This window comes from Flavobacterium chryseum (assembly GCF_004362015.1).
Lineage (GTDB): Bacteria > Bacteroidota > Bacteroidia > Flavobacteriales > Flavobacteriaceae > Flavobacterium.
Map to the genome: position 1 here is coordinate 223745 of NZ_SNWW01000002.1, position 25762 is coordinate 249506.

Consider the following 25762-nt stretch of genomic DNA (forward strand, 5'->3'; position numbering starts at 1 on the left):
TTTGATTTTAGGATTATCTAGGATTTAGTTCAACGCCTGTATTTGATGCATGAAGCGGAATTTGCAATGCTCTGCGGTTATCGTCCTTTACCAGCTTATTTACTGGTTTATTTGATGTTTCATGATTAACTACAATATTAAAACGCTTAATATCAAACCATCTAATACCTTCATGTATAAAATCTCTTCTTCTTGTTTCTACAATCGCTTTTACATATGATGTCTGCACAGGCGTCATTGTATAAAAAGGTGTATATTCATCCTGAATAACTGGAAACATTGCTACTACTTTTGCTTCTGTCAATTTATCTGTAGCAGGATTATACGTTGGCGTTCTCGTTGCTAAAAAATATTCTAGTTCGTCATTTGCTAAAGCTATCTGACCTTTCATAACGTGAGCTTCTATTCTGTTTAAGAAAAACTCATCATTACTTAATAAAACTTCGGCAACATACGGATCTCCAATTGCTGCAGTTACATTTGAATATTTAAAGTATTCGTAAAACTTTGGAAGAAATAAAGTGGTACTACCATTTGAAGAATAGAAATTATAATAATATGCTTTGCCAAATAAATTTGTACTTGCTCCAAAAATCTCCGGACGACGTAAACCTGATAAATTAAAACGGTTTAAATAATAGAGTCTGCTTACAATTGTGTTTGCAGAAACGATTAATAAATTGGTTTCAACATCACTGGCTGCATATCTTAATTGTTGATCTTCGACACCTAAAGATTCATAAGTTGAAAAATCTCTTAGTTTACCTTCTGGTTTTGAACCTAAATCATCAGATAATGCTATAACTCTGTCCCAGTCACCTTTTACTAAATAAAACCTACTTGCAAATGCTTTTGAAGCGGATACATTAAAGTGAAATCTTGGTTGTTTATAGTCATTTGTAACATATTTTAAACCTTCTTCGATATCTTTTGCTATAAAATCGTAAACTTCGGCAACAGAATTTCTCTTGTATTTAGCTACCAAATCTGTTTCTGGTTTTGTTACATAAGGAATACCCAAATCTGTAGCAGCTGTAGCAGGATTGTAACGTTTTGACCAAAGTGAAACCAACATAAAATGCGAATATGCTCTTGCTATTAATGCTTCTCCTTTTTGCGGATTTAAACTTGCCTGATTCCCTAATTCATCAATTGCTTCTAATGCTTTGTTTGCACTTGCTATTGCTTTGTAACAGGCATCCCAATAATAGGCTTGAGTATCAATATCAGTAGCATCTGTATTAATTTCCCAATTGTAGTTTTGTTCGTTTCTTATTAAAGTTGATGGAAGTCCACTATCAAAAACGTTATCAGACATTGTTTCAGCAATTTCAAAATAACTCATTTGAGGATATGCTTCAACTAATAATTCTGATATTTTTTCAGGTGTATCAATTTCAGTTCTATTATCTGGCTTTTCCGACAGGAAATCATCACAACTAGTAATACTTATAAGTATCAATAGGGATAATGTTATTTTTAAGTTTTTCATGATTTTTTACTATTATAATGAAAGGTTTAAAGTAAATGTATATTGAGATGTTACTGGTAAGGCAACTCCTCCAGAGTTACGAAACTCAGGATCCTGACCATTTAATCTCTTATCAGAGTAAAGTAACCACGGGTTGACCGCTGAACCTTTTAATGTAAAAGTGCTTAACCCTAATTTTCTCTTGAAATCACTTGGAAATTCCCAACTTAGCGATATGTTTTTTAATCTAACAAAATCTCCATCTGCAATACGAGCATCAGAATAATTGTAGGTATTGTAAGCTCTCGCAAGAGTACGTTCTCCACCATAATTAGCATTTAGACGTTTGTCTGCAATGACAGGAACATTTGTAAAATTTTCGTCTCCGGGATTGATCCAACGATTTGTAAAATCTTTAGTAAATACTGTTAAATCATCATATGTACTGTCGTACACAGGGTTTAAACGAACTTTGTTTCCTCCAGATCCTACAAAAAACACATATAAAGACCAATTTTTATAAGTAAATGTATTGGCTAAACCGATAGATTTATTAGGTTCAATTGACCCTTCATATTTTAAATAATTAGTTACATTTAAATTATCCTGGAAATTAGCATCTGTTATGTTGTCTTCTGCCCCATCTTGCAAAATAAAAGTTGGTAAACCTTCGTTATTTAAACCTTGAAATTGGTAAGAATATAATGAATTTCTTGGGTGTCCAACTGTATTTCCTCCATTTGCATCAATTAAATCAAATGCTGTTGGGGTATTTTCCAGTTTTGTAATTTTTTGTGTGTAAACAGAAAAATTAAGCGTTGTTGACCATTTGAAGTCCTTACCATCAATGTTTTTAGTTGTAAATCCTACCTCCAAACCTTTAGTTTCCATATCTGCATTATTTCCTTGTCTGATTCTTTGTCCTCCAATTCCGGATGTGATTACATAATCAACCAAATCAAATGCTTTACGACGATAAATGTCTGTTGTTAACTGAACTCTGTTATTAAACATTCCAAGATCAACACCAATATTAGTTTCAAATTGTTTTTCCCAAGTTAAACTTCCATTTTGTAATTCATCAATTCTAATTGAAGATTCTCTGTCATCAAGGCCAAAACGATCTGTAATATAACTTTTATAGATTGCTAATGAATTTGTTGCTGGTCCGGCTGTAGCAGTTAAACCATAGGAAGCTCTTACTGCTAAAGTATTTACTGATTCAATGTCTTTCATGAAGCTTTCTTCAGCAACATTCCATTTACCACTAAAAGTATACGTTGGCAACCATCTTGATGAATCGCTGTTTCCTTGTCTGTTTGATCCATCATAACGTCCTGTAACAGAAGCTGTATAACGACGATCGTATGTGTAACCTACTTTTCCAAAGAAACCTACTGTTCTTTCTTTTTCTTGATTGAAACCATAATAAGAATCTCCTCCGTTGATGATTTTTTCGATAATTCTAGGATCTGTAAATGCTGTTAACCCTTTGTCATATTGTAAACCTGCTGCAGTAAAATTATCACTGTTTCTGTCAACAACTCTTAATTCAGTACCAAATAAACCTTCTACTTCGTGTTTATCACTAAATGTATTTCTATAGTTTACACTATTTCTTAAGTTATAAGAAGTTAAGTCGTTAGTAAATTTTCTTAAGAAACCTCCGTTTGGTAAAACTGATTCTTTTGGTAATGTTAAATTATTTGGATCTTGGTATAAAAAGATATTTTGATCTCTTACTAAAGTATTTACTCCATCTTCTCCATCTGGTGTACCTGCTTTGTAAGCTCCAACAACATTTGAACCTTCTAAAATTTTATGCTCACGACTTGTGTTTGCGTAACGAGCTGAACCTGTTAAGTTATAATTTAAGTGTGGCGTAAGTTTATAATCTAAATCTAATTGGAAACGGATATCTTTTACTTTGATCTCCATGTAATTGTTTGCCAATTCATTAATAATGTTCATTTTAGCCCAGTTGTTTCTGTAATACTCAAGATTACCATTATCATCGTAAGGACGTAATGTTCTGCTTGTGTTTAGTACATAATTAAATGGATTGATATCAAAATCACGTGTTACTTTACCAAATACAACATCTTTTTCGCTTTCGTAACTTCCCGGCGCACCTTGGTCACGTATAGAAGCCAATGTAGATAAAGTAATATTTAATCTGTCATTCACATAAAACGTACCTCTGATATTAGATGAAATTTGTTTTACATCATCAGCAATTGTCCATCCCGGATCTGTATAATATCCTAAAGAAGCATAAAATGTATTGTTTTTACCACCTCCTGAAAAACTTAAAGAGTGATTTTGAGTAATAGATGGTCTGAATAATACACTAAACCAATCTGTATTAGCCAATTCGTATTTCTTTAAAAAGTTATTACGACTAACCGGATCATTATTAACTAAATAACTATCAGTTTCAGGCACATAAGTATTAATAGCTCTACCTAAAATATTATAAGCTCCACCATATCTTCCGTTTACTGTAGAAGGTAAATCTAAATAACCTTTAGCTTCCATTTCCTTCATAATACTCATAGATTCCTGAGAATTCAAAATATCATATTGGCTATAATTTGGAACTGCTCTAACACTTTGCTCTAAACCATAACTTACTTTTAATGGCGAATCTCTACGACCTTGCTTTGTTGTAATAACTACAACTCCATTTAATGATCTTGAACCATAGATCGAAGTTGCAGAGGCATCTTTAAGAATCTCAATGCTCTGAATATCATTTGCATTTAATCCTGCAACAGAAGAACTTAACAATGTTTCTGAATTTCCTGATGCTAAATCAGCAAATGATAAATTGATAATATCTTCCTGAACAACACCATCAATTACCCATAAAGGTTTTGTATCTCCAAAAATTGAAGAAGATCCACGAACGGTAATTTTAGGAGCTGTACCAAATGTTCCAGTTACGTTTTGCACTGTAACTCCGGCAGCTTTACCCTCAATCATTCTACTTACATCTACAACACCATCAACTTTTAGTTCAGCTCCTGAAATTTTACTGATCGCTCCTGTAAAAGTTCTTTTAGATGTTTTTTCGTATCCTGTAGTTACTACAACTTCTTTTAAATTTTGTCCTGCTTCATTTAAAATAATCGTTGGTGAAGTATTTTCTATTCCTATTTCTTTAGTTTCCATACCAACATAAGAAATAACAAGACCAGTACTATTAGCAGGCATTTCGATAGAAAAATTACCATCAAAATCTGTTAATACTGCAATTTTAGTTCCTTTTGCCATAACTGTTGCTCCAGGTAATGGAACTCCACTTGGATCAGTAACTTTTCCTTTAATAATTGGACCTGCAGTTAAAATTTCAAACAATGAATCACGATTATCTGCTTTTGCAAAAGGATCTGCAGCTGCACTTTTTTGCAATATAATCTGATTACTAATTTCTGAATAACTAATGTTAAATGGTGCTAGAATTCGGCTAAGAATACTAGACAACATTTCATTATTAGCATCTATACTAACTTTATAATTTAGTTGAGGAAGTCTTGAATTGTAAGAAAATTTTACATGTGCAGACTTTTCAATTTTAGACAATGCATTGTCCAAAGTCAAATTTTCAACTGTAATTGTAACTTTGGTATCTAGTTTTTTCTGCCCGTTTATACTGTTTGCCATTGTAACACTTGAAAATACAAGTGCTAAGACAAACTGAAATAGCGTTATTTTCATGATTCGGTAGAGTAATCGTTGTTTAACAACTGGTTTTTTCATAATTTTGGTGTGTTTTGATTAATACTGTTCGAGTGTATTTTTAAGAAACGTAATGAATGACTCTTTACAGAGAGAAATTCAATTTTATTAAGTGTCGATAATGTTACAGCATTTCGGCACTTTTTTTAATGCATTTTATTCTTACATAGGCTTTTAATGATATTTGGTTTAAGTTTGGTTTTTAGATAAAATTTGTTTGAAAAATAAATAGGGCTAATTACAACCTTCTGAATGTATGGTAATTTGATTTCCATTCATCTCGAATGTACTATCGCCTCCAATACTTTTGCAAATGATTTTAAGTTTTTCCGGTAACGGCTGATCACTTAGCGATGTTGTTAAATGACAATCTTTAAGTTTATCTTTAGGATAATCAATCTCAACTAAATAAGCCTGCTCTATTGTCTCGAAAATTTGAGTGATTGGAATATCATTAAATTCAAAACTAAGCTGCTCAATATTTCCAACACTATGAACCAACACTTCGTCTTTAGTAATATTGGTTATTTTATTAAATACCAAATCTTTACGAATGAATCGAAGTGCCTGATTTGGAAGTAATACTACTTCGTCATCATTTTCATTAGAAACCAGACTATTTGATTTTACCCTTACTTTACCGGTGCGAACGAGAACTTCAACATTTTGCTGGTCCTGATATGCTTTAATTCTAAAACTAGTACCAACTACTCTTGTTACAATTTCGTTTGCATAAACAAAAAAGGGCTTTTTGGGATTTTTACTAATTTCAAAGAAACCTTCGCCGGATAAATAAACCTTTCTTTCATTTCCGGTAAAGATTTTAGGATAACTTAATTTACTTTTTGGTTGTAATAAAACAGAACTTCCATCTGATAATGTTATGATTTGAGAGATATCCGAGTTATTAGTTTGCTCAACCAACCCTTCATCATTTTCTTCAATCAATTCATTGTATGTAACCACAGTATTGGTCGTTATACTATTATTTCTAAAAATATAAAGTGATATAAAAATCAACAAAACTGCTGCTACTGCTGCACTTAACCAATACCTTTGCAAAAATCTAATCTTTGATTTTTTGGTTTGGTTATAAAAATTTTCTTTTTCTTCGATTTTATTCCAGGTAGATTGTAATGCTTCGTGAATCTGGTTTTGAGACAAATTCACATCAGTAACTTTCATTGCTAATAATAAAAGTCTGGCATCCTCAACTAATTTGGCTCGTTGACGGTTTTCTAAAGTCCATTCCTCCCAGCCTTGTTCATCAATTTTTGAAAGAATCCATAATTGAAATGATTCATCAGCTAAAAAATCTTCGATTTCGGTATAATTATTACGTTTTTGCATCTAGAGATAAGGGTTACAAAAACATAGAGGACAGCTTTCTTATTACATACTCACCTAATTGTGATTATTTTTAAGTTTTTTTTAAGAAAATTGCAAAACACCTGAAGATAGTAGTACAATATAGGATAAATTACCTTTCCATTCTTTGCGAAGGCTTAATAATCCGCGGTATAATAAATTATTGGCTGACTGATAATTAACATCAAGCAACTCTGCAATTTGTTCTACAGCTAATCCTTGATGATATCTAAGATACAAAGCTTCTTTTTGACGCGGAGGCAAATCGTTCAGCAATTTATTTAGATATAAAACACGTTCTGCGGTTACTTCATCTTCTACTAATTCATTTTCGATAGAAAAATCAAAAAGAAACTCTATTGCTTCAGTTGAAGTGGTTTTACGAAATATATGATCTCTTTGAAATAAACGTGCAATTCTTTTTCTTACACTTGATAACAAATATGCTTTTACAATAACACTTTCCTGCAATGAATTTCTATATACCCAAACATCAGCGAAAACATCCTGTACACAATCTTGAACCTTTTCCTGAAATGGAGAAAGTGAATTTCCGTAACTAATTAAATCCTTGTAATATCTTTCAAAAAGTAATGAAAAAGACTTCTCATCACCTGCTTTTAAATTACTCCAAAGAGTATTATCATCTAAAAGTTTGTTGTTTAATATTTGGCTATTCATATCTATTTGCGGCGTAGTATATTTAGAAAACAGGCTTAACTTAATACTAAGAGAATAATATTTTAACATTATCTTTTAAGTATGTTTGATAAATATATAAAAGCAAATAAATAAAACCAATTTATTTACAAAAAAGAAGCGGTTTCTTAATGAGGAAACCGCTCGTAAGTTTGACTCTGTCAGAGATCTTAAATAAATGTTAAAAAATAATTTATTTTAAGCTATTATTAAAATGTAAGAATTTACCATACAGCATGGATATAAGTTTATTCTTTAATAAATTTTGTTCCCGAAATTCCTTTGTCAGTTTTAATTTTCAAAATATAGTTTCCAGTTCGTAATTTTGAAACATCAACCTTTGAAGCCTTTCCAGCACTCGGAACTGCAATTATCAATTGTCCTAAAATATCATATATTGACATTGACCGGATCTCAATTTGATTATTAGAAGAAATATTTAAATCATTTTTTGCCGGATTTGGATAAACATTAAAATAATTAGAAAATTCAAAATCCTGAGTTCCTAAAGTTTTAAAAGTAGAAGTTGCTTTATTCGTTAAAATTGGAAAGTTATAATCAAAATAAATATTAGCTTCATTCGTAAACGCATCACCTATTGATAAGGTTGGTAAAGTTTTGATTTTAAAAGCTATATAACCATCATTATTAGCATCATCAAATGGAAGGTTTATCTTTTCGAAGATAAATTCTACTTTATTTCCCTGGGAAATTTTCGTTGTATAAGAATGGCTTGCACTAGTTGGCACTAAAGTTGAAATATCAAATTTTGATAAATCGATCATATCTTTTACCACAATATTTTCAGCCTTATACGTTCCTGTATTTTCGAATCGAATTAAATAATGCACATATTCCCCAATTAATTCTGGTGTAATAACATCACCTTCTAAACACGTTTTGTCATTTGGATCATAAGAGCCAACAACTGTTTGACGCAAAGCAAAAGAGTTATCAACTGGTTTTTCATCATTAACAAGTGGAAGGATTAGAGCGTTAAAACTTAATCTGTCATTAATATTAACTGCAGGAGTTTCCATTGGAGAATTGACATTTAGAGTAATTAAAATCTCTCTGCTTTCAAAAGGTTCTAAGTTCTCATAATTCCAAATCAACTTATTCGTTACCTGACTTGAAATATAAGGTACAGCAGATATAAAATCTAAAACAGCATCATTAAAGTCAAGCGAAACTGAACCAGATTTTAGCTGATTTCCTTTATTTTATAAACTATTTTATAAGTAGCATCAAAACCTGGCCTAGCAGGAATAACCGAAAAAAAAGTAACTTCTAAGTCTTGATGAGAGCCGTTTGGCGTTACACAAAAATTTTGAATAAAAGGGCTTGCTTCTGCTGGAAAGGTTACTGAAATTGATTCTGGATAAACTTTAAAATAGGTATTATTCTCTAAAGATGGTTCAATTTTATAAGCACCATCGCCAACAAGTAAACTGTAATTACCAGACTTATCTGAAATTATACTATTATTTGAAATTCCATCAGTGATATTGAATTTTAAATTCGTAAAAGCTTTATCATTTTCGCTACACCATCTTTATCAATATCAATTTTTGTAGCTCCTTTAATGGTAGAATAAACTCCTCCAGGACCAAATGTGCAATAAGAATTTAACGATATATTTGTATAATTGTAATATTTAAGATATTTTTCAATTTGTGAATCTTTGATGTCATCATTACAAATATATTTTAAACTCCTTCAATATCAATACCTTCGTTTTTTCCGTTTTTTAAAAAAATAGTCGTCAAATTTTTATTATTCTTACATTCAGCACTGCTAATGTTAATAAATTTCGACAAATCGATTGTAGTCAGATTATTGTCTGATAAACGGATAAATTCAATATTACTAAAATCATCTACATTGAAAGATGTTAATTTATTTTTCCCTAAACTAGCATTACGTATATTTTTTGGAGTTGTTAAATCTATAAATGTCAGATTGTTTTCATCAGCCCATAAATCAGATAATTTAGGACAATTTGAAAGATCAAGATTATTTAATTCGTTATTTTGTATCCATAATCTGGTAAGGTTATTACAATCTTTTAAATTGATTATATTTTCAATTTTACTATCATTACAAATTAAATCTTCCAATTTTGTTAGTCCGGACACATCTAATTTTTTTAGATTATTATAACCACAATCAATATATTTTAAGCTTTCCAATCCCGATAAATCTAGATTTTCTAATAAATTTCGGTCTAAATGCAGATGATGAAGTTTAGATAGACCTACAACATTTACTGAAACAAGTTGAGTTTGGGTACAAACTAAAGTTTCCAAATTTCTGAGAGCTGAAAAATCTAAAGAATTAACAGAAATACCGCTACAATTTAAGTATGTTAACTCCTTTAAAGAGTTGACATTAAAAGAAGTTAAATAATTACCCCAACAAATAAAAGTTTTTAAATTGGTGAAGTTTTCAACTCCACTAATATCAGTCAAATAATAAGATGATATATTTAACTCACTTACTTTAAGAGCTTCTGATATTTGTATTTCTTTATCTCCATTTTCATCAATTTTAATTGAATTACCCTTAGAATCTTTTGCAATGCTACTACTTGTATCTGAATATAATAATACCTCAAGAAATCTTGAAGATTTAAATTCAATAACTTGTGCATTTCCAGTAATCAATAAAAAAAATGTAAATAATAAAAAGTAGTTTTTCTTCATAATATGTTTTTGAAGAAGTAAATATAGGGTTTTAAGTAACATCGTAATTCTTACCAAAATATTTTATCAAGATTTTATTAGAAACCTCAAATGTGTTCATTTGGTTAATTATATTTGCTTCTATATTCTGATTTCCATAAAATTATAAATGAAAAAAACACTTTTTGTGCTTCTAATAGTATTAACTGCAAACTTTGCTAAAGCGCAGTTAGTTATTGACAATTCAACCTTAACTCCACAGCAATTAGCTCAAAATGTATTACTTGGACAAGGAATCAATATTTCAAATATTAAATTTAATGGTTCAGCTTCAAATACAATAAGTGATCAAATTGCAGTATTTGATAACGGCGCAGCAACAAATGTTGGTATAAATAAAGGTTTGATTTTAAGTACCGGAAATGCAATTATAGCTAAAGGACCAAATGATAGTACACTAGCCACACTCCCAACATCAAGTCCTTTTCAAGGAGATGCAGATTTATCTATTTTAACTAATAATCAGCCAATCAAGAATGTAGCTATTCTTGAATTTGATTTTGTTCCTGTTGGAAATAAATTGACTTTTAATTTTGTTTTTGCGTCTGATGAATATCCTGAATATGTAAATGATTTATATAATGACAATTTTGGTTTCTTTATAAGTGGACCGGGAATAACAGGACCGTATACAGGAAATGCTAAAAATATAACTTTAATTCCAAATACTTCATTCCCTGTCTCAATTAATAATCTAAATAATGGTATAACCAATGCTGGACCATGCGAATATTGTCAGTATTATGTAAATAATAAAAATGGAGCTACAATTCAATATGATGGTTTTACAAAAGTTATACAAGCAAGCGCTGCTGTAGAATGTGGAAAAACGTACCATATAAAACTTGCAATTGCAAATGTATCTGATAACAATTATGATTCGGCTGTTTTTATTGAAGGTGCCAGTTTTAGTTCATCGGGGATTAATTTAGGAGAAGATTTGCAAATTTGTTCCACATCAAATTATACTTTAAAAACAGGATTAGATCCTTCGGTAACTCATGAGTGGACATTTAATGGAGTAGTAATTCCATTTCAAACAGGTCCTGAAATTACAGTAGATCGATCCGGAACTTATGGTGTGAAAGCAAGTCCAATAGGAATTGGTTGTCCCGTTTCTGATGAAATAAAAATACAATTTACTACTATTGCACAACCTTATATTTACTGCGGAACAAAAACATCAAACTCGATTACTTTTGATTGGTTAGCTTTAGGAAACGCAGGGTTTTCTGTAGCATATAAAATTGGAACTAATCCTATTGTAAATATTGGATTTCTTGGAAAAGTATATTCCTATACTGTTCAAAATGTTCCTCCAGGTGAAACCGTTACAATTACTGTTACTCCAACAGGAACACCAGCGGAATGTTTTGGTCCAAACTCGATTTCCTGCACACTCGATACATGTATAATTAATCCAACAATAATTCACAGTCAAGTTCCAACGTCCCAACAAACTTGTGCAAATACAATTATTTCTGATATGAGTTATACGATTGGCGGCGGAGCGACTGGTGCATCTATAACTTCTGGAAGTCTGCCAAGTGGCGTAACAGGAACTTTAACTGGAAATGTATTTACAATTAGCGGAACTGCAGTTTCATCTGGAAATTATAATTTCATTATTACTACATCTGGAGGATGCGGTGCAAATGCAACAGCTATTGGTTCTATAAATATACTTGAAAGATCTATTCCGGACTTTACGCCTATTAATGCAATTTGTGAAGGTGGAAATTTTATGCTTCCATTACAATCAACAAATGGTATAACAGGAACATGGACTCCTGCAATAAACAATTTAGCAACCACTGAGTATACTTTTACACCTACTTCAGGACAATGCGCAACTACTTCTAAATTAACTGTAATTGTAAATCAAACAATAATTCCAATATTTACTGCTATTGCACCAATTTGCGAAGGAGAAAATATTGTTCTTCCCTTGCAATCAAATAATGGGATAGCAGGAACTTGGACTCCCGCAATAAATAATCTAAAAACAACAGAGTATACTTTTATTCCCAATTTAGGACAATGTGCAACTACAACAAAATTAACAGTAAATATAATTCCTAAAATTACCCCAATATTTACGGGAATTGCTCCAATTTGTGAAGGCGAAACAATTGTTCTTCCATTACAATCAAATAATGGAATAACAGGAACCTGGACTCCTGCAATTAATAATTTAATTACAACTGAATACACATTTATCCCAAACTCCGGGCAATGCAGCAATAATGCTAAATTGACCGTGAATGTAAATCAAAAAACAATTCCTATATTTACCCCTATTGTACCAATTTGTGAAGGAGAAAATATTACGCTTCTATTACAATCAAATAATGGAATTACAGGAACTTGGACTCCTGCAATAAATAACCTTGCTACTACCGAATATACGTTTGTTCCAAATAATGGTCAATGTGCGGGTTCAACTAAATTAACGGTTACTGTGTATCCTAAACCAGAACCGAAAATCGAAGATGGAAAAATTTGTATTGAAAACGTAACAAATAATCTTATTCAATCGTATATCTTAAATACACAGCTAAATAATTCATCATACAATTTTGAATGGTTTTTAGAAGGAAATAAAATGCCAAATCAAAATGGTAACACATTAGAAGCAAAAGAAACAGGCCACTATGCTGTAATTGCAATCGATAAAAACACCAATTGTATTTCAGATATTTCGGAAGCAATAGTTACAAGCACCAAAACTGATTCTGGAGAGATAACCATAACACAATCTGAATCCTTTGCTGAAAACTCAACTGTAACGGTCAAAGTCACGAATGCTTCAGGAGCTTTTGAATACCAAATAGATAATTCAGATTTTCAATTTTCAAATCAATTTACTGATGTAACTTCAGGAAAACATATTATAACTGTTAGAAGTACGAATGGATGCACCAAATTAAATAAAGAAATCACAGTAATAGGATATCCTAAATTCTTTACCCCAAATGGCGATGGTCATAATGATACCTGGAATATAATTGGTTTTGAAGGAATAGAAAACGATAGAATTTTTATATTTGATCGTTATGGAAAATTGTTAAAACAAATAAATTCTAAAGTTTTAGGATGGGACGGCACATACAACGGACACCAAATGCCTTCAACTGATTATTGGTTTAAAATACTCTTTACTGAAAACAAAATTGAAAAAGAATTTAAATCTCATTTTAGCCTGAAAAGATAAAATTATTACACATAAAAAAAGAGCCTGAAAATTTCAGGCTCTTTTTTTATTTAAAACTCCTTCTAAACTTTAATAAATTTTGAACTTGAAGTTCCTTTATTAGATTTTATTTTTATGAAATAATTCCCCGTTTTTAATTTTGAAACATCAACTTGATAAACATTTTCAGAATTTGGAACTACAATAACCAATTGTCCTAATACATCATAAATTGCAATTGATTTAATAGTTATATCATTCTTTATAGAAATGTTTAAAACATTCTGTACCGGATTCGGATAAATAGTGAAATACTTCGAAAACTCAAAATCCTGTGTTCCTAACGTTTTAAAAGTTGAAGTTGCTTTGTTAGTTAAAATTGGAAAATTATAATCGAAATAAATATTGGCTTCATTTGTAAAAGAATCTCCTGTTGACAATGTTGGTAAAGTTTTAATTTTAAAAGCGATATATCCGTCATTGTTTGCGTCATTAAATGGAAGATTTATTTTTTCGAAGATAAATTCTACCTTATTTCCTTCTGAAATTTTAGTGGTATAAGAATGACTTGCGCTTGTTGGAACTAATGTCGAAATATCAAACTTTGATAAATCGATCATATCTTTTACAACAATATTTTCTGCAGGATAAGTTCCGGTATTTTCGAAACGAATTAAATAATGCACATATTCTCCAATTAATTCCGGCGTTATTACATCGCCTTCTAAACACGTTTTATCATTTGGATCATAAGAACCAACGACAGTCTGGCGCAATGCAAAAGAGTTATCAACCGGTTTTTCATCACCTGTTACAGGAGTAATTAAAGCGTTAAAGCTCAAGCGATCATTTATATTTACAGCAGGAGTTTCCATTGGCGAATTAACATTCAGGGTTACATTAATTTCGCGTGTTTCTAAAGCTTTTAAGTTTGTATAATCCCAAACTAATTTATTGGTCGTCTGGCTTGTAATATTTGGAACAGCCGATACATAATCTAAAACAGCATCATTAAAATCAAGAGTAACAGAACCTGATACTGTTTTGTTGCCCTTATTTTTATAAACAATTTTATAATTGGCATCAAAGCCTGGCCTTGCCGGAAGAAGTGATAAAATAGTAATTTCTACATCCTGATGTTCGCCTTTTGGCGTAACGCAAAAATTTTGAGTAAACTGACTTGTTTGTGTTGGGAAAGTTGCCACAAAAGATTCTGGGGAAACTTCATAATAGTTTGGATTTTCCAAAATTGGTGTTATGGTATGAGTTCCTTCACCTACGGGAATTGAATAATTACCGGATTCGTCAGAAATTATATTTCCTTTTAGAACTCCATTAGTAATATCAAAATTTAAATTTGGCAATTTAGTGTCAGAAATATCACAGCCATTATTATCTGAGTCATACTTTTGATTTCCATTTATAGTGTAATATATTCCTCCGGGATTAAATGAGCAATAAGAGTTAGCTGAGCATTCATTCAATTTATATTCATTGATCATATAATTGACATTAGACATTTCTGGAAGGTTATTACTAAAATTCTCATCAGCGCAGATAAACTTTAAATCTGGATTATCATTAAACTGCAAATTATTTTCAAAATGTCCGTTTTTAAGAAATAAAGAACTTAATTTGTTTTTATTACAATTTAAAGTCTCTAGTTTTTTTGAATTTGAAAAATCCAAAGAGGTTATCAGATTATTTTCACAACGAAAATCAACTATATTATAAAGACTTTTCGTATCAAGATTTGTAATTTTATTATTATTGCAGTAGAAAAAAACTAAATTTGACTGATCGCTGATATTTAAACTAGATAAATTGTTATTTTCTACGTAAAAAACTTGAAGGTAACTTAAATTGGATACGTTTATACTATTCAAATTATTATGACCACAACTTATTGATCTCACTTTTTTAGCTTTTGAAAAATCAATCGTTTCAAATAAATTACCAGAACCTTCAAAAGTTTCTAAATTCTCTAATCCGGTAAAATCAAATTCTTTAAGTTTATTGTAAAGAAATGATAAATGAACCAGATTTTTTAAATTTTTCAAGTCTACATTTTCAATTAAATTACTACTTAAATTCAATTCTGTAAGATTGATAAAATACTGTATTCCTTCTATAGATGATATCTTTCTATCATCATAACAGCTGCTGCAGGGAACACTAATTTTGTATATTTTTTTAGCTTCATCAACTTGAATTTCTCCATCGTGATTAGAGTCAATAAAAAATTGATTGCCATTTACATCAAAAGCTTGACTAACATTTGTCGGAGTACCGCTTGCAGTCAATAACCACATTTTAAAATTTGGATCTGGAAAATTTATTATTTGGGCATTAACAGAAGAAAAAAGACATAAAGCCAGTAATAACAAGTAGTTTTTTATCATATTTTAATTTTGTTTTTAGGCTATAAATATATAAAGTCAAAAAATCAAAACCTAGTGCTAAATAAAAAAAGCCTTACTAAATGTTAGCAAGACTTTTAATAATTTGTATTTGAAAGAAGGATTGCTTAGAAAGCTACATTCCATCTTGGTAATTTTGCATTTTCATCCAAGAAATTTTGCAAAACTTGTCCTTCAACTGCAGTTGGAATTGCTTTTGAATCAGCATTGAAAGTCTCGTACCAAACCACTTCAAGAGCCGTGATATTTTCTAATTTCATTTGTGCCGGCCAGGAATACTTTCTTCCTGTTTTTGCGAATTGGTGTCCGTTTACGATTTTATCATATAAACCACCATTTTTACTTTTCAATGTTCCGTCGTTTTGAACAGTTCCTGTAGAAGAAACCATAATCAATTCTTTTGCATCACCTTCAACTGCATAAACAATAAAAACTCCTGCACCTCCTTCCGGAGCATTGCAAACTTGTTCTAAACTGTCTTCAATAGTAAAAGTAAAACTATTGCTTACTTTAAACTTTTTTAATTCTTTACTCATATTTCTTTTGTTTTTCCACAAAGGTTCTAAGATTCTAAGAAACTAAGTGTTTGTTTATATTCCTTACATTTTTTTAATGTAAAAAAGTCTCAACAAAATATTGAGACTTTTTTTGGAATTTTTTATTTTCAATATTGGATATTATCCAAGTATTTCTTTTACTTTTTTACCAATTTCAGCTGGTGAATCAACAACGTGAATTCCGTTGTCTCTCATAATTTGCTTTTTAGCAGCAGCAGTATCATCAGAACCTCCAACAATAGCACCTGCGTGACCCATTGTTCTACCAGCAGGAGCAGTTTCTCCAGCGATAAAACCAACAACTGGCTTACGGTTACCATCAGCTCTTACCCATTTAGCAGCATCAGCTTCTAATTGACCTCCAATTTCACCAATCATGATGATAATTTCAGTTTCAGGGTCGTTCATTAATAATTCAACAGCTTCTTTAGTTGTAGTTCCAATAATTGGATCTCCACCAATACCAATAGCTGTAGTAATTCCTAAACCTTGTTTTACAACCTGGTCAGCAGCTTCGTAAGTTAAAGTTCCTGATTTAGAAACGATACCAACTGTTCCTTTTTTGAAAACGAAACCTGGCATAATACCAACTTTAGCTTCACCCGGAGTAATTACTCCCGGACAGTTTGGTCCGATTAATCTAGAATTTCTTTCTTTAACATAATTATTTGCTTTAATCATATCTGCTACAGGAATTCCTTCTGTAATAGCAATAATTACTTTGATTCCAGCATCAGCAGCTTCCATAATTGCATCAGCAGCAAAAGCAGGCGGAACAAAAATGATAGATGTATCAGCTCCAGCTTGATCTACAGCATCTTTTACTGTATTAAAAACCGGACGATCTAAATGGCTAGTCCCTCCTTTTCCCGGAGTAACACCACCAACAACATTAGTACCATACTCAATCATTTGAGAAGCATGGAAAGTTCCTTCGCTTCCTGTAAATCCTTGAACAATTATTTTGGAATCTTTATTAACTAAAACACTCATGATATATATTTTATGTAGTTTTTAAAATTGTGTTGCAAAAATAAGGTTTTGTAATCTATTTTAACGTTTTTGTCTCCAAAAAAATTAAGAAAATTGACTCATCTGATAACCTCGATATAATTTGTCATCTTTAATTTGCCAAATTGTAGCAAAATGGGCTAACAACATTTCTTCTCTTGGATTTTCAATCGTTTTTACAAAATGAGAATAACGTATTGAAACTAAATCATCTTCGGCAATAATATGGCTAATTCTTACTTTAGAGCGTACATAAGCACGACTCAATTCATTCGCCATACCTAACATCGAATTATAATCCATCACGATTAATCCTTTGGTACTGTGCCAGTCTAACTTTACATCAGGATGCAAATAGGTTTTCATGATTTCGCTATCAATTAAGGCATCCGACTTATAAAATTTTTGAACAAATTCTTTTATAGACATATTACTTCAATTTATTTAGAATTTCAGGAATCTTTTTGATATTGGCTAATTGCTTTAACTTTTCTCTTGATTCTTCAATTGGAGTTCCAAAATAAGATTTTCCGCCTTCAACCGATTTTGTAACGCCTGTTTGTCCCATAATAACAGCTTTTGCTCCTATGGTAATGCCACTTGTTGTTCCAACTTGTCCCCAAATCGTAACTTCATCTTCAATAATAACACAGCCGGCGATACCGGTTTGTGAGGCAATTAAACATTTTTTCCCTATTACAGAATCATGTCCAACATGTACCTGATTATCAATTTTTGTTCCTTCTCCAATTGTTGTATCGCCTGTAACGCCTTTATCAATAGTACAAAGCGCTCCAATTCCAACATTATCTTCGATTACAACTCTTCCACCAGAAATTAACTGATCAAAACCATCCGGACGTTTTTTATAATAAAAAGCATCGGCACCTAAAATAGTTCCAGCGTGAATAATAACATTATCGCCAATTACAGTGTGGTCATAAATAGAAACATTAGAATGTATCAAACAGTTTTTACCAATTTTTACATGATTTCCAATAAAACTATTGGGCTGAATTACAGTTCCTTCCCCAATTTCTGCAGAAGAAGCAATTGCCACATTTGCAAATTGAAAAGGTTTAAAATGTTTGGTTAAAGTATTGAAATCTCTGAAAGGATCATCAGAAATTAAAAGTGCTTTACCTTCAGGACAATCTACTTTTTTGTTAATTAAAACAATTGTAGCGGCCGATTGTAAAGCTTTGTCATAATATTTTGGGTGATCTACAAAAACTATATCTCCTGGTTCAACGACATGTATTTCGTTCATGCCTAAAACCTCAAAGTTTTTGTCGCCAATAAATTCGCAGTTAAGCAAACTTGCAATTTCTTCTAAAGAGTGAACTTTTGGAAATTTCATATATATTTAGTTTTTAGTTCAGTTTTCAGTCTCAGTTTTCAATCTATCAACAACTGCTAACTGCGACTGAAAACTGAAAACTTATAAAAACTACTCTTTTACACGCTCCATGTAAGAACCTGAAGCTGTATCAATTTTAATTTTATCACCTTCGTTGATGAACAACGGAACGTTTACTGTTGCACCTGTTTCTACTGTAGCAGATTTAGTTGCATTTGTAGCTGTATTTCCTTTTACTCCTGGCTCAGCATATGTAACTTCAAGAATTACAGAAGATGGCATATCTACAGATAAAGGCAAATCAGTTTCAGTATTTACCTGAACCATTACACTTGTTCCTTCTTTCAATAATCCAGGAGCGTCCAAGATATTTTTATTTAAAGAAATTTGCTCAAAAGATTCTGTATTCATAAAATGAAATTCATCTCCTTCAGCATATAAAAACTGGTAATTATGCGTCTCAACACGCACATCGTCAATTTTATGTCCTGCAGAAAATGTATTATCTAATACTCTTCCTGTAGTTAAACTTCTCAATTTGGTTCTTACGAAAGCTGGACCTTTTCCAGGTTTTACGTGAAGAAATTCGACTATTTTATAAATATCGTGATTAAATTTAATACACAATCCGTTTCTAATATCTGATGTAGATGCCATTTTTTTTATTTTAGATTTTAGAATGTAGATTTTAGATTCTTGACAAGAATAATTCTACATTATTTTATTAATATGTTTTTAATTTTTGGTTCAGAAATCTAAAATCAGAAATCTAAACTCTAAAATTAATAGTTTCCTGAATAACCTTTCATAATTCCTCTTGATGAATTTCTGATAAAATCTAAAATTTCATCTCTCTCAGGAGTAGCTTCCATTTCAGCTTCAATAATACTTAAAGCTTGCGTTGTATTGTAATTTTTTTGGTACAGAATTCTATAAATTTCCTGAATTTCTCTAATTTTTTCAGTACTAAATCCTCTTCTTCTTAAACCTACAGAGTTGATACCTACGTATGATAACGGCTCTTTTGCAGCTTTTGTATAAGGCGGAACATCTTTTCTAACCAAAGATCCGCCAGAAATCATAGCATGATCTCCAATATGAATAAATTGGTGAATTGCTGCTAAACCTCCAATTACGGCGTGGTTTCCAACTACTACGTGACCTGCCAATGCAACTCCGTTTACGATAATGGCATTATTTCCAATTTCGCAATCGTGTGCAATGTGTGCATAAGCCATAACCAGACAATTATTTCCTAAAATGGTTTGCCCGGAAGCAACTGTACCTCTATTTATAGTAACACATTCTCTAATCGTACAATTGTCTCCAATTATAGCAAGAGAATCTTCTCCTCCAAATTTTAAATCTTGTGGAACGGCTGAAATAACAGCTCCCGGAAAAATATTGCAATTTTTGCCAATTCGGGCGCCTTCCATAATGGTTACATTTGAACCAATCCAAGTACCATCACCAATAACAACATTATTGTGAATTGTTGTAAAAGGTTCAATTACAACATTTTTAGCGATTTTGGCGCCAGGATGAACATATGCTAATGGTTGATTCATCTGTAAGTTTTATATTTTAAATTAAAATAGTCTAATTTGGGCAACAAACGTAAACAATAAATTTGATTAAAATTATTGTTTTCTAACAATTTGAGCCATTAATTCTGCCTCGGTAACTAATTTACCATTTGCGTATGCATTTGCCTGCATATGACAAATTCCTCGTCTGATAGGAGAAATCAATTCGCATTTGAAAATTAATGTGTCACCCGGCAATACTTTATGTTTAAATTTAACATTATCTATTTTCATAAAGTAAGTTAAATAATTTTCAGGATCCGGAACTGTGCTTAAAACCAAAATTCCACCTGTTTGTGCCATTGCTTCAACAATTAAAACACCCGGCATTACAGGAGCTTCAGGAAAATGTCCTACGAAGAAATTCTCATTCATCGTTACATTTTTCAAACCAACAACATGACGATCAGACATTTCAATGATTCTGTCAATCAATAAAAATGGAGGTCTGTGTGGCAGCATTGCCATGATTTTATGAATATCCATCAATGGTTCCTGATTCAAATCGTAAACCGGAACATGATTTCTTTGTTCTATTTTAATGATTTTTGCCAGTTTTTTTGCAAATTGAGTATTTACGTAATGACCTGGTTTATTTGCAATGATTTTCCCTTGAATGCGAACTCCAATGAGAGATAAATCTCCAATAACATCAAGCAATTTGTGTCTTGCCGCTTCGTTTGGGTAATGTAAAGTAAGGTTATCTAAAACTCCATTTGGTTTTACAGAAATCTCTTCTTTACCAAAAGCTTTCTTTAAATTAGCCATTGTAGATTCAGAAATTTCTTTGTCTACATAAACAATAGCATTATTTAAATCTCCACCTTTAATTAATCCATTTTCTAGTAAAGATTCCAGTTCATGCAAAAAACTAAAAGTTCTCGAGTTTGCAATTTCAGCTTTAAAATCAGAAATACTTTTAAGGGTAGCGTTTTGTGTGCCTAAAACTTTTGTACCAAAATCTACCATTGTAGTTACTTGATAATCATCGCTTGGCATTACCAGAATTTCGCTTCCGGTTGCTTCATCTGTAAACGAAATAACTTCTTTTACAACATAAACATTACGGTTTGCATCTTGTTCTTCAATTCCGGCTTTTTCAATTGCTTCAACAAAATATTTTGATGAACCATCCATAATAGGAAGTTCAGAGGCATTCAATTCAATAATAATATTATCCAAATCACAACCAACAACTGCAGCTAAAACGTGTTCCGGAGTTTGTATTTTTACACCTAATTTTTCTAAATTAGTTCCTCTCTGAGTATTAACGACGTAATTAGCATCAGCTTCAATCACTGGCTGACCTTGCAAATCAACTCTAACAAAAGTGAAACCATTATCTATTGGAGCAGGTTTAAAAGTCATTGTAACTTCTTTTCCAGTGTGTAATCCAACTCCTGTTAGTGAAATTTCATTTTTGATGGTCTTCTGTTTAACCATTATTTCCATTTTTTGGGTTTATTATTTGTTTCTTTAATTCTTCCACTTCGGCTACAATTTTAGGTAGGTTTTTGAAATGAACATATGATTTATTAAAATCACTGTATCCTAATGATGGTGATCCTTGTAAAATTTCATCATCTTTAATGTTTCTTGCCACTCCTGACTGTGCCTGAAGCCTAACATTATTACCTATAACTAAATGGCCTGCGATACCAACCTGCCCGCCAATCATACAGTTTTCGCCAATTTTTGTAGAACCTGCAACGCCTGATTGAGCAGCGATTACAGTGTTTTTGCCAATTTCTACATTATGTGCTATCTGAATTTGATTGTCTAATTTGACTCCTTTTCTTATAATGGTAGAACCAAGAGTTGCTCTGTCTATTGTCGTATTTGCACCAATATCGACGTTATCTTCAATGATTACATTTCCTATTTGTGGTACTTTACTGTAAACTCCTTCTTCATTTGGTACAAAACCAAAACCATCTGCACCTATAATAGTTCCTGAATGAATAGTGCAATTGTTTCCTATTATGGTTTCAGAATATATTTTAGCGCCTGCAAAAATATATACATTATCGCCAATAACAACATTATCACCAATAAAAGTGTTAGGATATATTTTTACATTATTACCTAAAATCACATTTTGTCCAACATAACTAAAGCTTCCCAAATATAAATTTTCTCCATATTTAGTTCCTTCAGATATAAAAGAGTGTGCTTCTATTCCGTTTTTATTTAATTTTACCTGATTGTAAAACTGTAAAAGTTTAGAAAAAGATGCATACGCATCTTCTACTTTTATCAAAGTTGTAGTGATTTCTGCTTCTGGTACAAAGCTGTCATTAACAATGGTAACTGTTGCCTTTGTGCTATATATGTAGTTGATATATTTCGGATTAGCCAAAAAAGTAAGTGAGCCTTCCTCACCTTCTTCGATCTTAGATAAGCGAGAAACTTCTGCATTGGGATTCCCAACAACTTCTCCTTCTAAAATCCCTGCTATTTGTTCTGCTGTAAATTTCATTGCGACAAAAATATAAAAAATAGATTTTAAATGTTAATTTTATATAAGTTGTTTTGGAAAACAGATATAATATTTTGTCACCAATTTAGATAACGATTTCAAATTCAGTTGATCAGATGCTTCAACAACATCCTCAATTGTTTTATCTTTTTTCAAAATTCTTATGGGTTCAGCCTCTTTACTGTATGCCTGGTTTTTAATTTTTCCTCTAAAAATAAAATATCCTGCTTCTAATTGCGTGATATGGTGTTCGCTGGCAAATTGTTCTTTTAACAATTGCGATTCCTCCATCGGAATTTTTTCTGCACTGAGCTTAATTTTCAATAAATCTCTGTTAATGATCATTTTACTCAATGTAGAAAGTATAAAATCATCTTGTTTTTGCCATGCTTTTAAAGCGCTAATGATATCAAAATCATCTAATTGCGAAAACAAATCGAGTTTTTCGGCATCAAAACTTTCTAATGTTATTTTATTTTGCATAAAAAACAAAAGAGGTTCGCTGCAAGGCAAAGACACACCTTTTAAGGTTAATTCTTTGGCTCTTTTTAAAGCTTTCATCAAAATTAATTCGGCTACCAAGCTGGTTTTATGCAAATAGGCCTGCCAATACATCAATCGTCTTGAGAGCAGGAATTTTTCAACAGAATAAATCCCTTTTTCTTCAATAACCAAAACACCATCAACCACATTCATCATCTGAATTAATCGTTCAGAATTGACGTTTCCTTCTGCAACTCCGGTATAAAAACTATCTCGTTTCAGGTAATCCATTCTATCCATATCTAATTGACTAGAAATCAATTGCAGCATGAATTTTCTATGATAATCACCTTTAAAAACCTGAATTGCCAAACTCAGTCTTCCATCAAACTCATCATTTAACTGGTTCATAAACAACAATGAAATAGCTTCATGATTTACATCTTCAACAATACTTTTTTCCATAGCATGCGAAAAAGGTCCGTGGCCAATATCATGCAGTAAAATGGCTATTAATAAAGCATTTTCTTCTTTAGCCGAAATAGCAACTCCCTTAAAACGAAGTGTTTCGATAGCTTTTTGCATTAAATGCATACACCCTAAAGCATGATGAAAACGCGTATGATTCGCACCCGGATACACCAAATACGATAATCCCATTTGAGAAATACGGCGCAAACGCTGAAAATACGGATGCTGAATTAAGTCGTAAATAAGCTCGTTTGGGATGGAAATGAACCCGTAAATGGGATCGTTAAATATTTTTAATTTATTTATATGGGTCACTATAGAGTTCTTTTTTAGGTCAACAAATATAAGGAAATAACTATAAAGAGATTTTAGTTTTTACTTTAATATTAGCATTTTACACGAAGTAAATGTTAAAAGATAATACAGTCAAAATTGTTTTATAAATAAAAACTCCATTTCTTATTCTGAATTTTATACTATTTTTAATACTTTTTAAGTTCTATACTTCTAAATTGCATTAAAATTAAATTTGTTTTATGGATAAGATAAAAATACTTTGGGTTGATGATGAAATCGACCTTTTAAAGCCCCATATATTATTTCTGGAAAAGAAAAACTACGCTGTAACGACTTGTAATAATGGTTTAGATGCGATAACATTATTTGAAGAAGACAATTTTGATATTGTTTTTCTGGATGAAAATATGCCCGGGATGAGCGGATTGGAAACACTTTCGGACATGAAAGAGAAAAAATCAGCGACTCCGATGATTATGATTACCAAAAGTGAGGAAGAATATATAATGGAAGAAGCCATTGGTTCTAAAATCGCTGATTATTTGATAAAACCGGTAAATCCGAATCAGATTTTATTGAGTTTAAAGAAAAATCTGGATCATTCGAGGTTAATTTCTGAAAAAACGACTTTAGATTACCAAAAGGAATTTCGCAAAATTTCGATGGAAATGGCAATGGTCAACTCCTATGAAGATTGGGTGGAACTCTATAAAAAATTGATTTTTTGGGAATTAGAACTTGAAAATATCAATGATCAGGGAATGATTGAAATACTCGAATCGCAAAAGGTAGAAGCCAATTCGCAATTCGGAAAATATATCGAAAGAAATTACGAAGACTGGTTTGCACCAAAAGCAGATAAACCTATTCAATCGCACAATTTATTTAAGGAATTGGTAGTTCCGGAAATCAAAAAGAAAGACAAACCTGTTTTATTTGTTGTGATTGATAATTTACGTTACGATCAATGGAAATCTTTTGAAACCGTTGTCGCCAATTATTATAAATTAGAAAAAGAAGTTCCTTACTTTTCGATTCTTCCAACGGCTACACAATACGCCAGAAATGCTATTTTCTCTGGTTTATTGCCAACTGAAATGGAAAAACAATTTCCGCAATATTGGAAAAACGATGTTGAAGATGGGGGAAAAAACCTTTATGAAGCTGAATTTCTATCAGCGCAATTAAAACGTTTAGGTCTAAATCTTAAAGAAGATTATTTTAAAATTACCAACTATGCCGGAGGTAAAAAACTAGCTGAAAACTTCAAAGCTTTAAAGGGCAATGATTTAGTAACCGTTGTATATAATTTTGTAGACATGTTGTCGCACGCCAAAACAGAAATGGACGTTGTAAAAGAGTTGGCCTCAGACGATAAAGCATATCGTTCGCTAACATTAAGCTGGTTTAAAAATTCGCCATTACTGGAAATTATTCAACAAGCCCAACTTTTAGGTTTCAAATTAATCCTGACTACAGATCACGGAACGATTAATGTGAAAAACCCGTCTAAAGTTGTTGGAGATAAAAATACAAGTTTAAATTTACGCTACAAAACAGGACGTAGTTTAACCTATGAGCAAAAAGATGTTTACGTGGTAAAAGAGCCTAAAACAATCGGTTTGCCTGCCATTAACATGAGCAGTTCGTTTATTTTTGCTAAAAATGATTTGTTTTTAGCCTATGTAAACAACTACAATCATTATGTAAGTTATTATAAAAATACATATCAACACGGTGGTATTTCATTAGAAGAAATGATTATTCCGTTTTTGGTATTTAATCCAAAATAAAATATATCGCCACGAATTTCACGAATTTGCACTAATTTATTTTTAATAATCTATTAGAAATACAAATTTAATTCGTGAAAATTAGCGAA

18 protein-coding genes are annotated in these 25762 nt (G+C 31.5%); 2 read left to right on the forward strand and 16 right to left on the reverse strand.

What is annotated here, in order from left to right:
* Window positions 1–13: 13 nt before the first annotated feature.
* From EV143_RS04680 to EV143_RS21745, 6 genes are all read right to left on the reverse strand, one after another.
* Window positions 14–1492, reverse strand: coding sequence for a RagB/SusD family nutrient uptake outer membrane protein (locus tag EV143_RS04680; protein WP_133506816.1), 1479 nt, complete (start codon window positions 1490–1492; stop codon window positions 14–16).
* Window positions 1493–1504: 12 nt separating this feature from the next.
* Window positions 1505–5233, reverse strand: coding sequence for a SusC/RagA family TonB-linked outer membrane protein (locus EV143_RS04685; protein ID WP_133506817.1), 3729 nt, complete (start codon window positions 5231–5233; stop codon window positions 1505–1507).
* Window positions 5234–5446: 213 nt separating this feature from the next.
* The gene (locus EV143_RS04690) at window positions 5447–6562 is read right to left on the reverse strand and encodes a FecR family protein (protein WP_133506818.1); all 1116 of its coding nucleotides are present in this window, start codon (window positions 6560–6562) and stop codon (window positions 5447–5449) included.
* Between the two features lie 81 nt (window positions 6563–6643).
* Window positions 6644–7261 carry an RNA polymerase sigma factor gene (locus EV143_RS04695; protein ID WP_133506819.1) on the reverse strand — a complete coding sequence of 206 codons (618 nt, stop codon included), beginning with the start codon at window positions 7259–7261 and terminating at the stop codon, window positions 6644–6646.
* Window positions 7262–7527: 266 nt separating this feature from the next.
* A complete protein-coding gene (locus EV143_RS21740) occupies window positions 7528–8319 on the reverse strand; it encodes a T9SS type A sorting domain-containing protein (RefSeq protein ID WP_243739794.1) in 792 nt (263 codons plus the stop codon).
* 669 nt (window positions 8320–8988) lie between these two features.
* The gene (locus tag EV143_RS21745; RefSeq protein ID WP_133506820.1) at window positions 8989–9984 is read right to left on the reverse strand and encodes a leucine-rich repeat domain-containing protein; all 996 of its coding nucleotides are present in this window, start codon (window positions 9982–9984) and stop codon (window positions 8989–8991) included.
* A gap of 148 nt (window positions 9985–10132) precedes the next feature.
* Between EV143_RS21745 and EV143_RS04710 the strand changes: the two genes are divergently transcribed.
* Window positions 10133–13237: a T9SS type B sorting domain-containing protein gene (locus EV143_RS04710; RefSeq protein ID WP_133506821.1), complete on the forward strand. Its 3105-nt coding sequence runs from the start codon at window positions 10133–10135 to the stop codon at window positions 13235–13237.
* 62 nt (window positions 13238–13299) lie between these two features.
* Here the strand turns inward: EV143_RS04710 and EV143_RS04715 are convergent, their stop codons facing one another.
* The 10 genes from EV143_RS04715 to EV143_RS04760 form a co-directional block, all read right to left on the reverse strand.
* The gene (locus tag EV143_RS04715) at window positions 13300–15618 is read right to left on the reverse strand and encodes a T9SS type A sorting domain-containing protein (RefSeq protein WP_133506822.1); all 2319 of its coding nucleotides are present in this window, start codon (window positions 15616–15618) and stop codon (window positions 13300–13302) included.
* Between the two features lie 125 nt (window positions 15619–15743).
* A complete protein-coding gene (locus EV143_RS04720) occupies window positions 15744–16172 on the reverse strand; it encodes a hypothetical protein (protein ID WP_133506823.1) in 429 nt (142 codons plus the stop codon).
* A 141-nt stretch (window positions 16173–16313) separates the two neighbouring features.
* Window positions 16314–17186 (reverse strand): succinate--CoA ligase subunit alpha, encoded by an 873-nt coding sequence (gene sucD / locus EV143_RS04725; protein ID WP_056253252.1) that lies wholly within the window; start codon window positions 17184–17186, stop codon window positions 16314–16316.
* An 84-nt stretch (window positions 17187–17270) separates the two neighbouring features.
* On the reverse strand, window positions 17271–17633 hold the full coding sequence (locus EV143_RS04730; protein WP_133506824.1) for a nuclear transport factor 2 family protein: 363 nt from the start codon (window positions 17631–17633) through the stop codon (window positions 17271–17273).
* A 1-nt stretch (window position 17634) separates the two neighbouring features.
* Window positions 17635–18564, reverse strand: a complete 930-nt coding sequence (locus tag EV143_RS04735; protein WP_133506825.1) for a UDP-3-O-(3-hydroxymyristoyl)glucosamine N-acyltransferase — start codon at window positions 18562–18564, stop codon at window positions 17635–17637.
* 90 nt (window positions 18565–18654) lie between these two features.
* Complete coding sequence (gene efp, locus EV143_RS04740; protein WP_035624093.1) at window positions 18655–19221, reverse strand: elongation factor P; 567 nt, start codon at window positions 19219–19221, stop codon at window positions 18655–18657.
* 125 nt (window positions 19222–19346) lie between these two features.
* Window positions 19347–20132, reverse strand: coding sequence for an acyl-ACP--UDP-N-acetylglucosamine O-acyltransferase (gene lpxA, locus EV143_RS04745; protein ID WP_029270176.1), 786 nt, complete (start codon window positions 20130–20132; stop codon window positions 19347–19349).
* Between the two features lie 72 nt (window positions 20133–20204).
* A complete protein-coding gene (locus EV143_RS04750) occupies window positions 20205–21593 on the reverse strand; it encodes a bifunctional UDP-3-O-[3-hydroxymyristoyl] N-acetylglucosamine deacetylase/3-hydroxyacyl-ACP dehydratase (protein WP_133506826.1) in 1389 nt (462 codons plus the stop codon).
* Window positions 21586–22629 (reverse strand): UDP-3-O-(3-hydroxymyristoyl)glucosamine N-acyltransferase, encoded by a 1044-nt coding sequence (lpxD, locus tag EV143_RS04755; protein ID WP_133506827.1) that lies wholly within the window; start codon window positions 22627–22629, stop codon window positions 21586–21588. Before lpxD ends, EV143_RS04750 begins: the two co-directional genes overlap by 8 nt.
* 39 nt (window positions 22630–22668) lie before the next feature.
* Window positions 22669–23898, reverse strand: coding sequence for an HD domain-containing protein (locus EV143_RS04760; protein WP_133506828.1), 1230 nt, complete (start codon window positions 23896–23898; stop codon window positions 22669–22671).
* Window positions 23899–24119: 221 nt separating this feature from the next.
* Between EV143_RS04760 and porX the strand changes: the two genes are divergently transcribed.
* Entirely contained in the window at window positions 24120–25673 is a 1554-nt protein-coding gene (porX, locus tag EV143_RS04765; RefSeq protein WP_133506829.1) for a T9SS response regulator signal transducer PorX, read from the forward strand.
* Window positions 25674–25762: the final 89 nt, after the last annotated feature.

What these genes read in the sequence shown, in the direction of transcription:
- EV143_RS04680 (WP_133506816.1), bottom strand. Translation starts at nt 1,492, where the DNA reads ATGAAAAACTTAAAAATAACATTATCCCTATTGATACTTATAAGTATT.
- EV143_RS04685 (WP_133506817.1), bottom strand. Translation starts at nt 5,233, where the DNA reads ATGAAAAAACCAGTTGTTAAACAACGATTACTCTACCGAATCATGAAA.
- EV143_RS04690 (WP_133506818.1), bottom strand. Translation starts at nt 6,562, where the DNA reads ATGCAAAAACGTAATAATTATACCGAAATCGAAGATTTTTTAGCTGAT.
- EV143_RS04695 (WP_133506819.1), bottom strand. Translation starts at nt 7,261, where the DNA reads ATGAATAGCCAAATATTAAACAACAAACTTTTAGATGATAATACTCTT.
- EV143_RS21740 (WP_243739794.1), bottom strand. Translation starts at nt 8,319, where the DNA reads ATGGAAACTCCTGCAGTTAATATTAATGACAGATTAAGTTTTAACGCT.
- EV143_RS21745 (WP_133506820.1), bottom strand. Translation starts at nt 9,984, where the DNA reads ATGAAGAAAAACTACTTTTTATTATTTACATTTTTTTTATTGATTACT.
- EV143_RS04710 (WP_133506821.1), top strand. Translation starts at nt 10,133, where the DNA reads ATGAAAAAAACACTTTTTGTGCTTCTAATAGTATTAACTGCAAACTTT.
- EV143_RS04715 (WP_133506822.1), bottom strand. Translation starts at nt 15,618, where the DNA reads ATGATAAAAAACTACTTGTTATTACTGGCTTTATGTCTTTTTTCTTCT.
- EV143_RS04720 (WP_133506823.1), bottom strand. Translation starts at nt 16,172, where the DNA reads ATGAGTAAAGAATTAAAAAAGTTTAAAGTAAGCAATAGTTTTACTTTT.
- sucD (WP_056253252.1), bottom strand. Translation starts at nt 17,186, where the DNA reads ATGAGTGTTTTAGTTAATAAAGATTCCAAAATAATTGTTCAAGGATTT.
- EV143_RS04730 (WP_133506824.1), bottom strand. Translation starts at nt 17,633, where the DNA reads ATGTCTATAAAAGAATTTGTTCAAAAATTTTATAAGTCGGATGCCTTA.
- EV143_RS04735 (WP_133506825.1), bottom strand. Translation starts at nt 18,564, where the DNA reads ATGAAATTTCCAAAAGTTCACTCTTTAGAAGAAATTGCAAGTTTGCTT.
- efp (WP_035624093.1), bottom strand. Translation starts at nt 19,221, where the DNA reads ATGGCATCTACATCAGATATTAGAAACGGATTGTGTATTAAATTTAAT.
- lpxA (WP_029270176.1), bottom strand. Translation starts at nt 20,132, where the DNA reads ATGAATCAACCATTAGCATATGTTCATCCTGGCGCCAAAATCGCTAAA.
- EV143_RS04750 (WP_133506826.1), bottom strand. Translation starts at nt 21,593, where the DNA reads ATGGTTAAACAGAAGACCATCAAAAATGAAATTTCACTAACAGGAGTT.
- lpxD (WP_133506827.1), bottom strand. Translation starts at nt 22,629, where the DNA reads ATGAAATTTACAGCAGAACAAATAGCAGGGATTTTAGAAGGAGAAGTT.
- porX (WP_133506829.1), top strand. Translation starts at nt 24,120, where the DNA reads ATGGATAAGATAAAAATACTTTGGGTTGATGATGAAATCGACCTTTTA.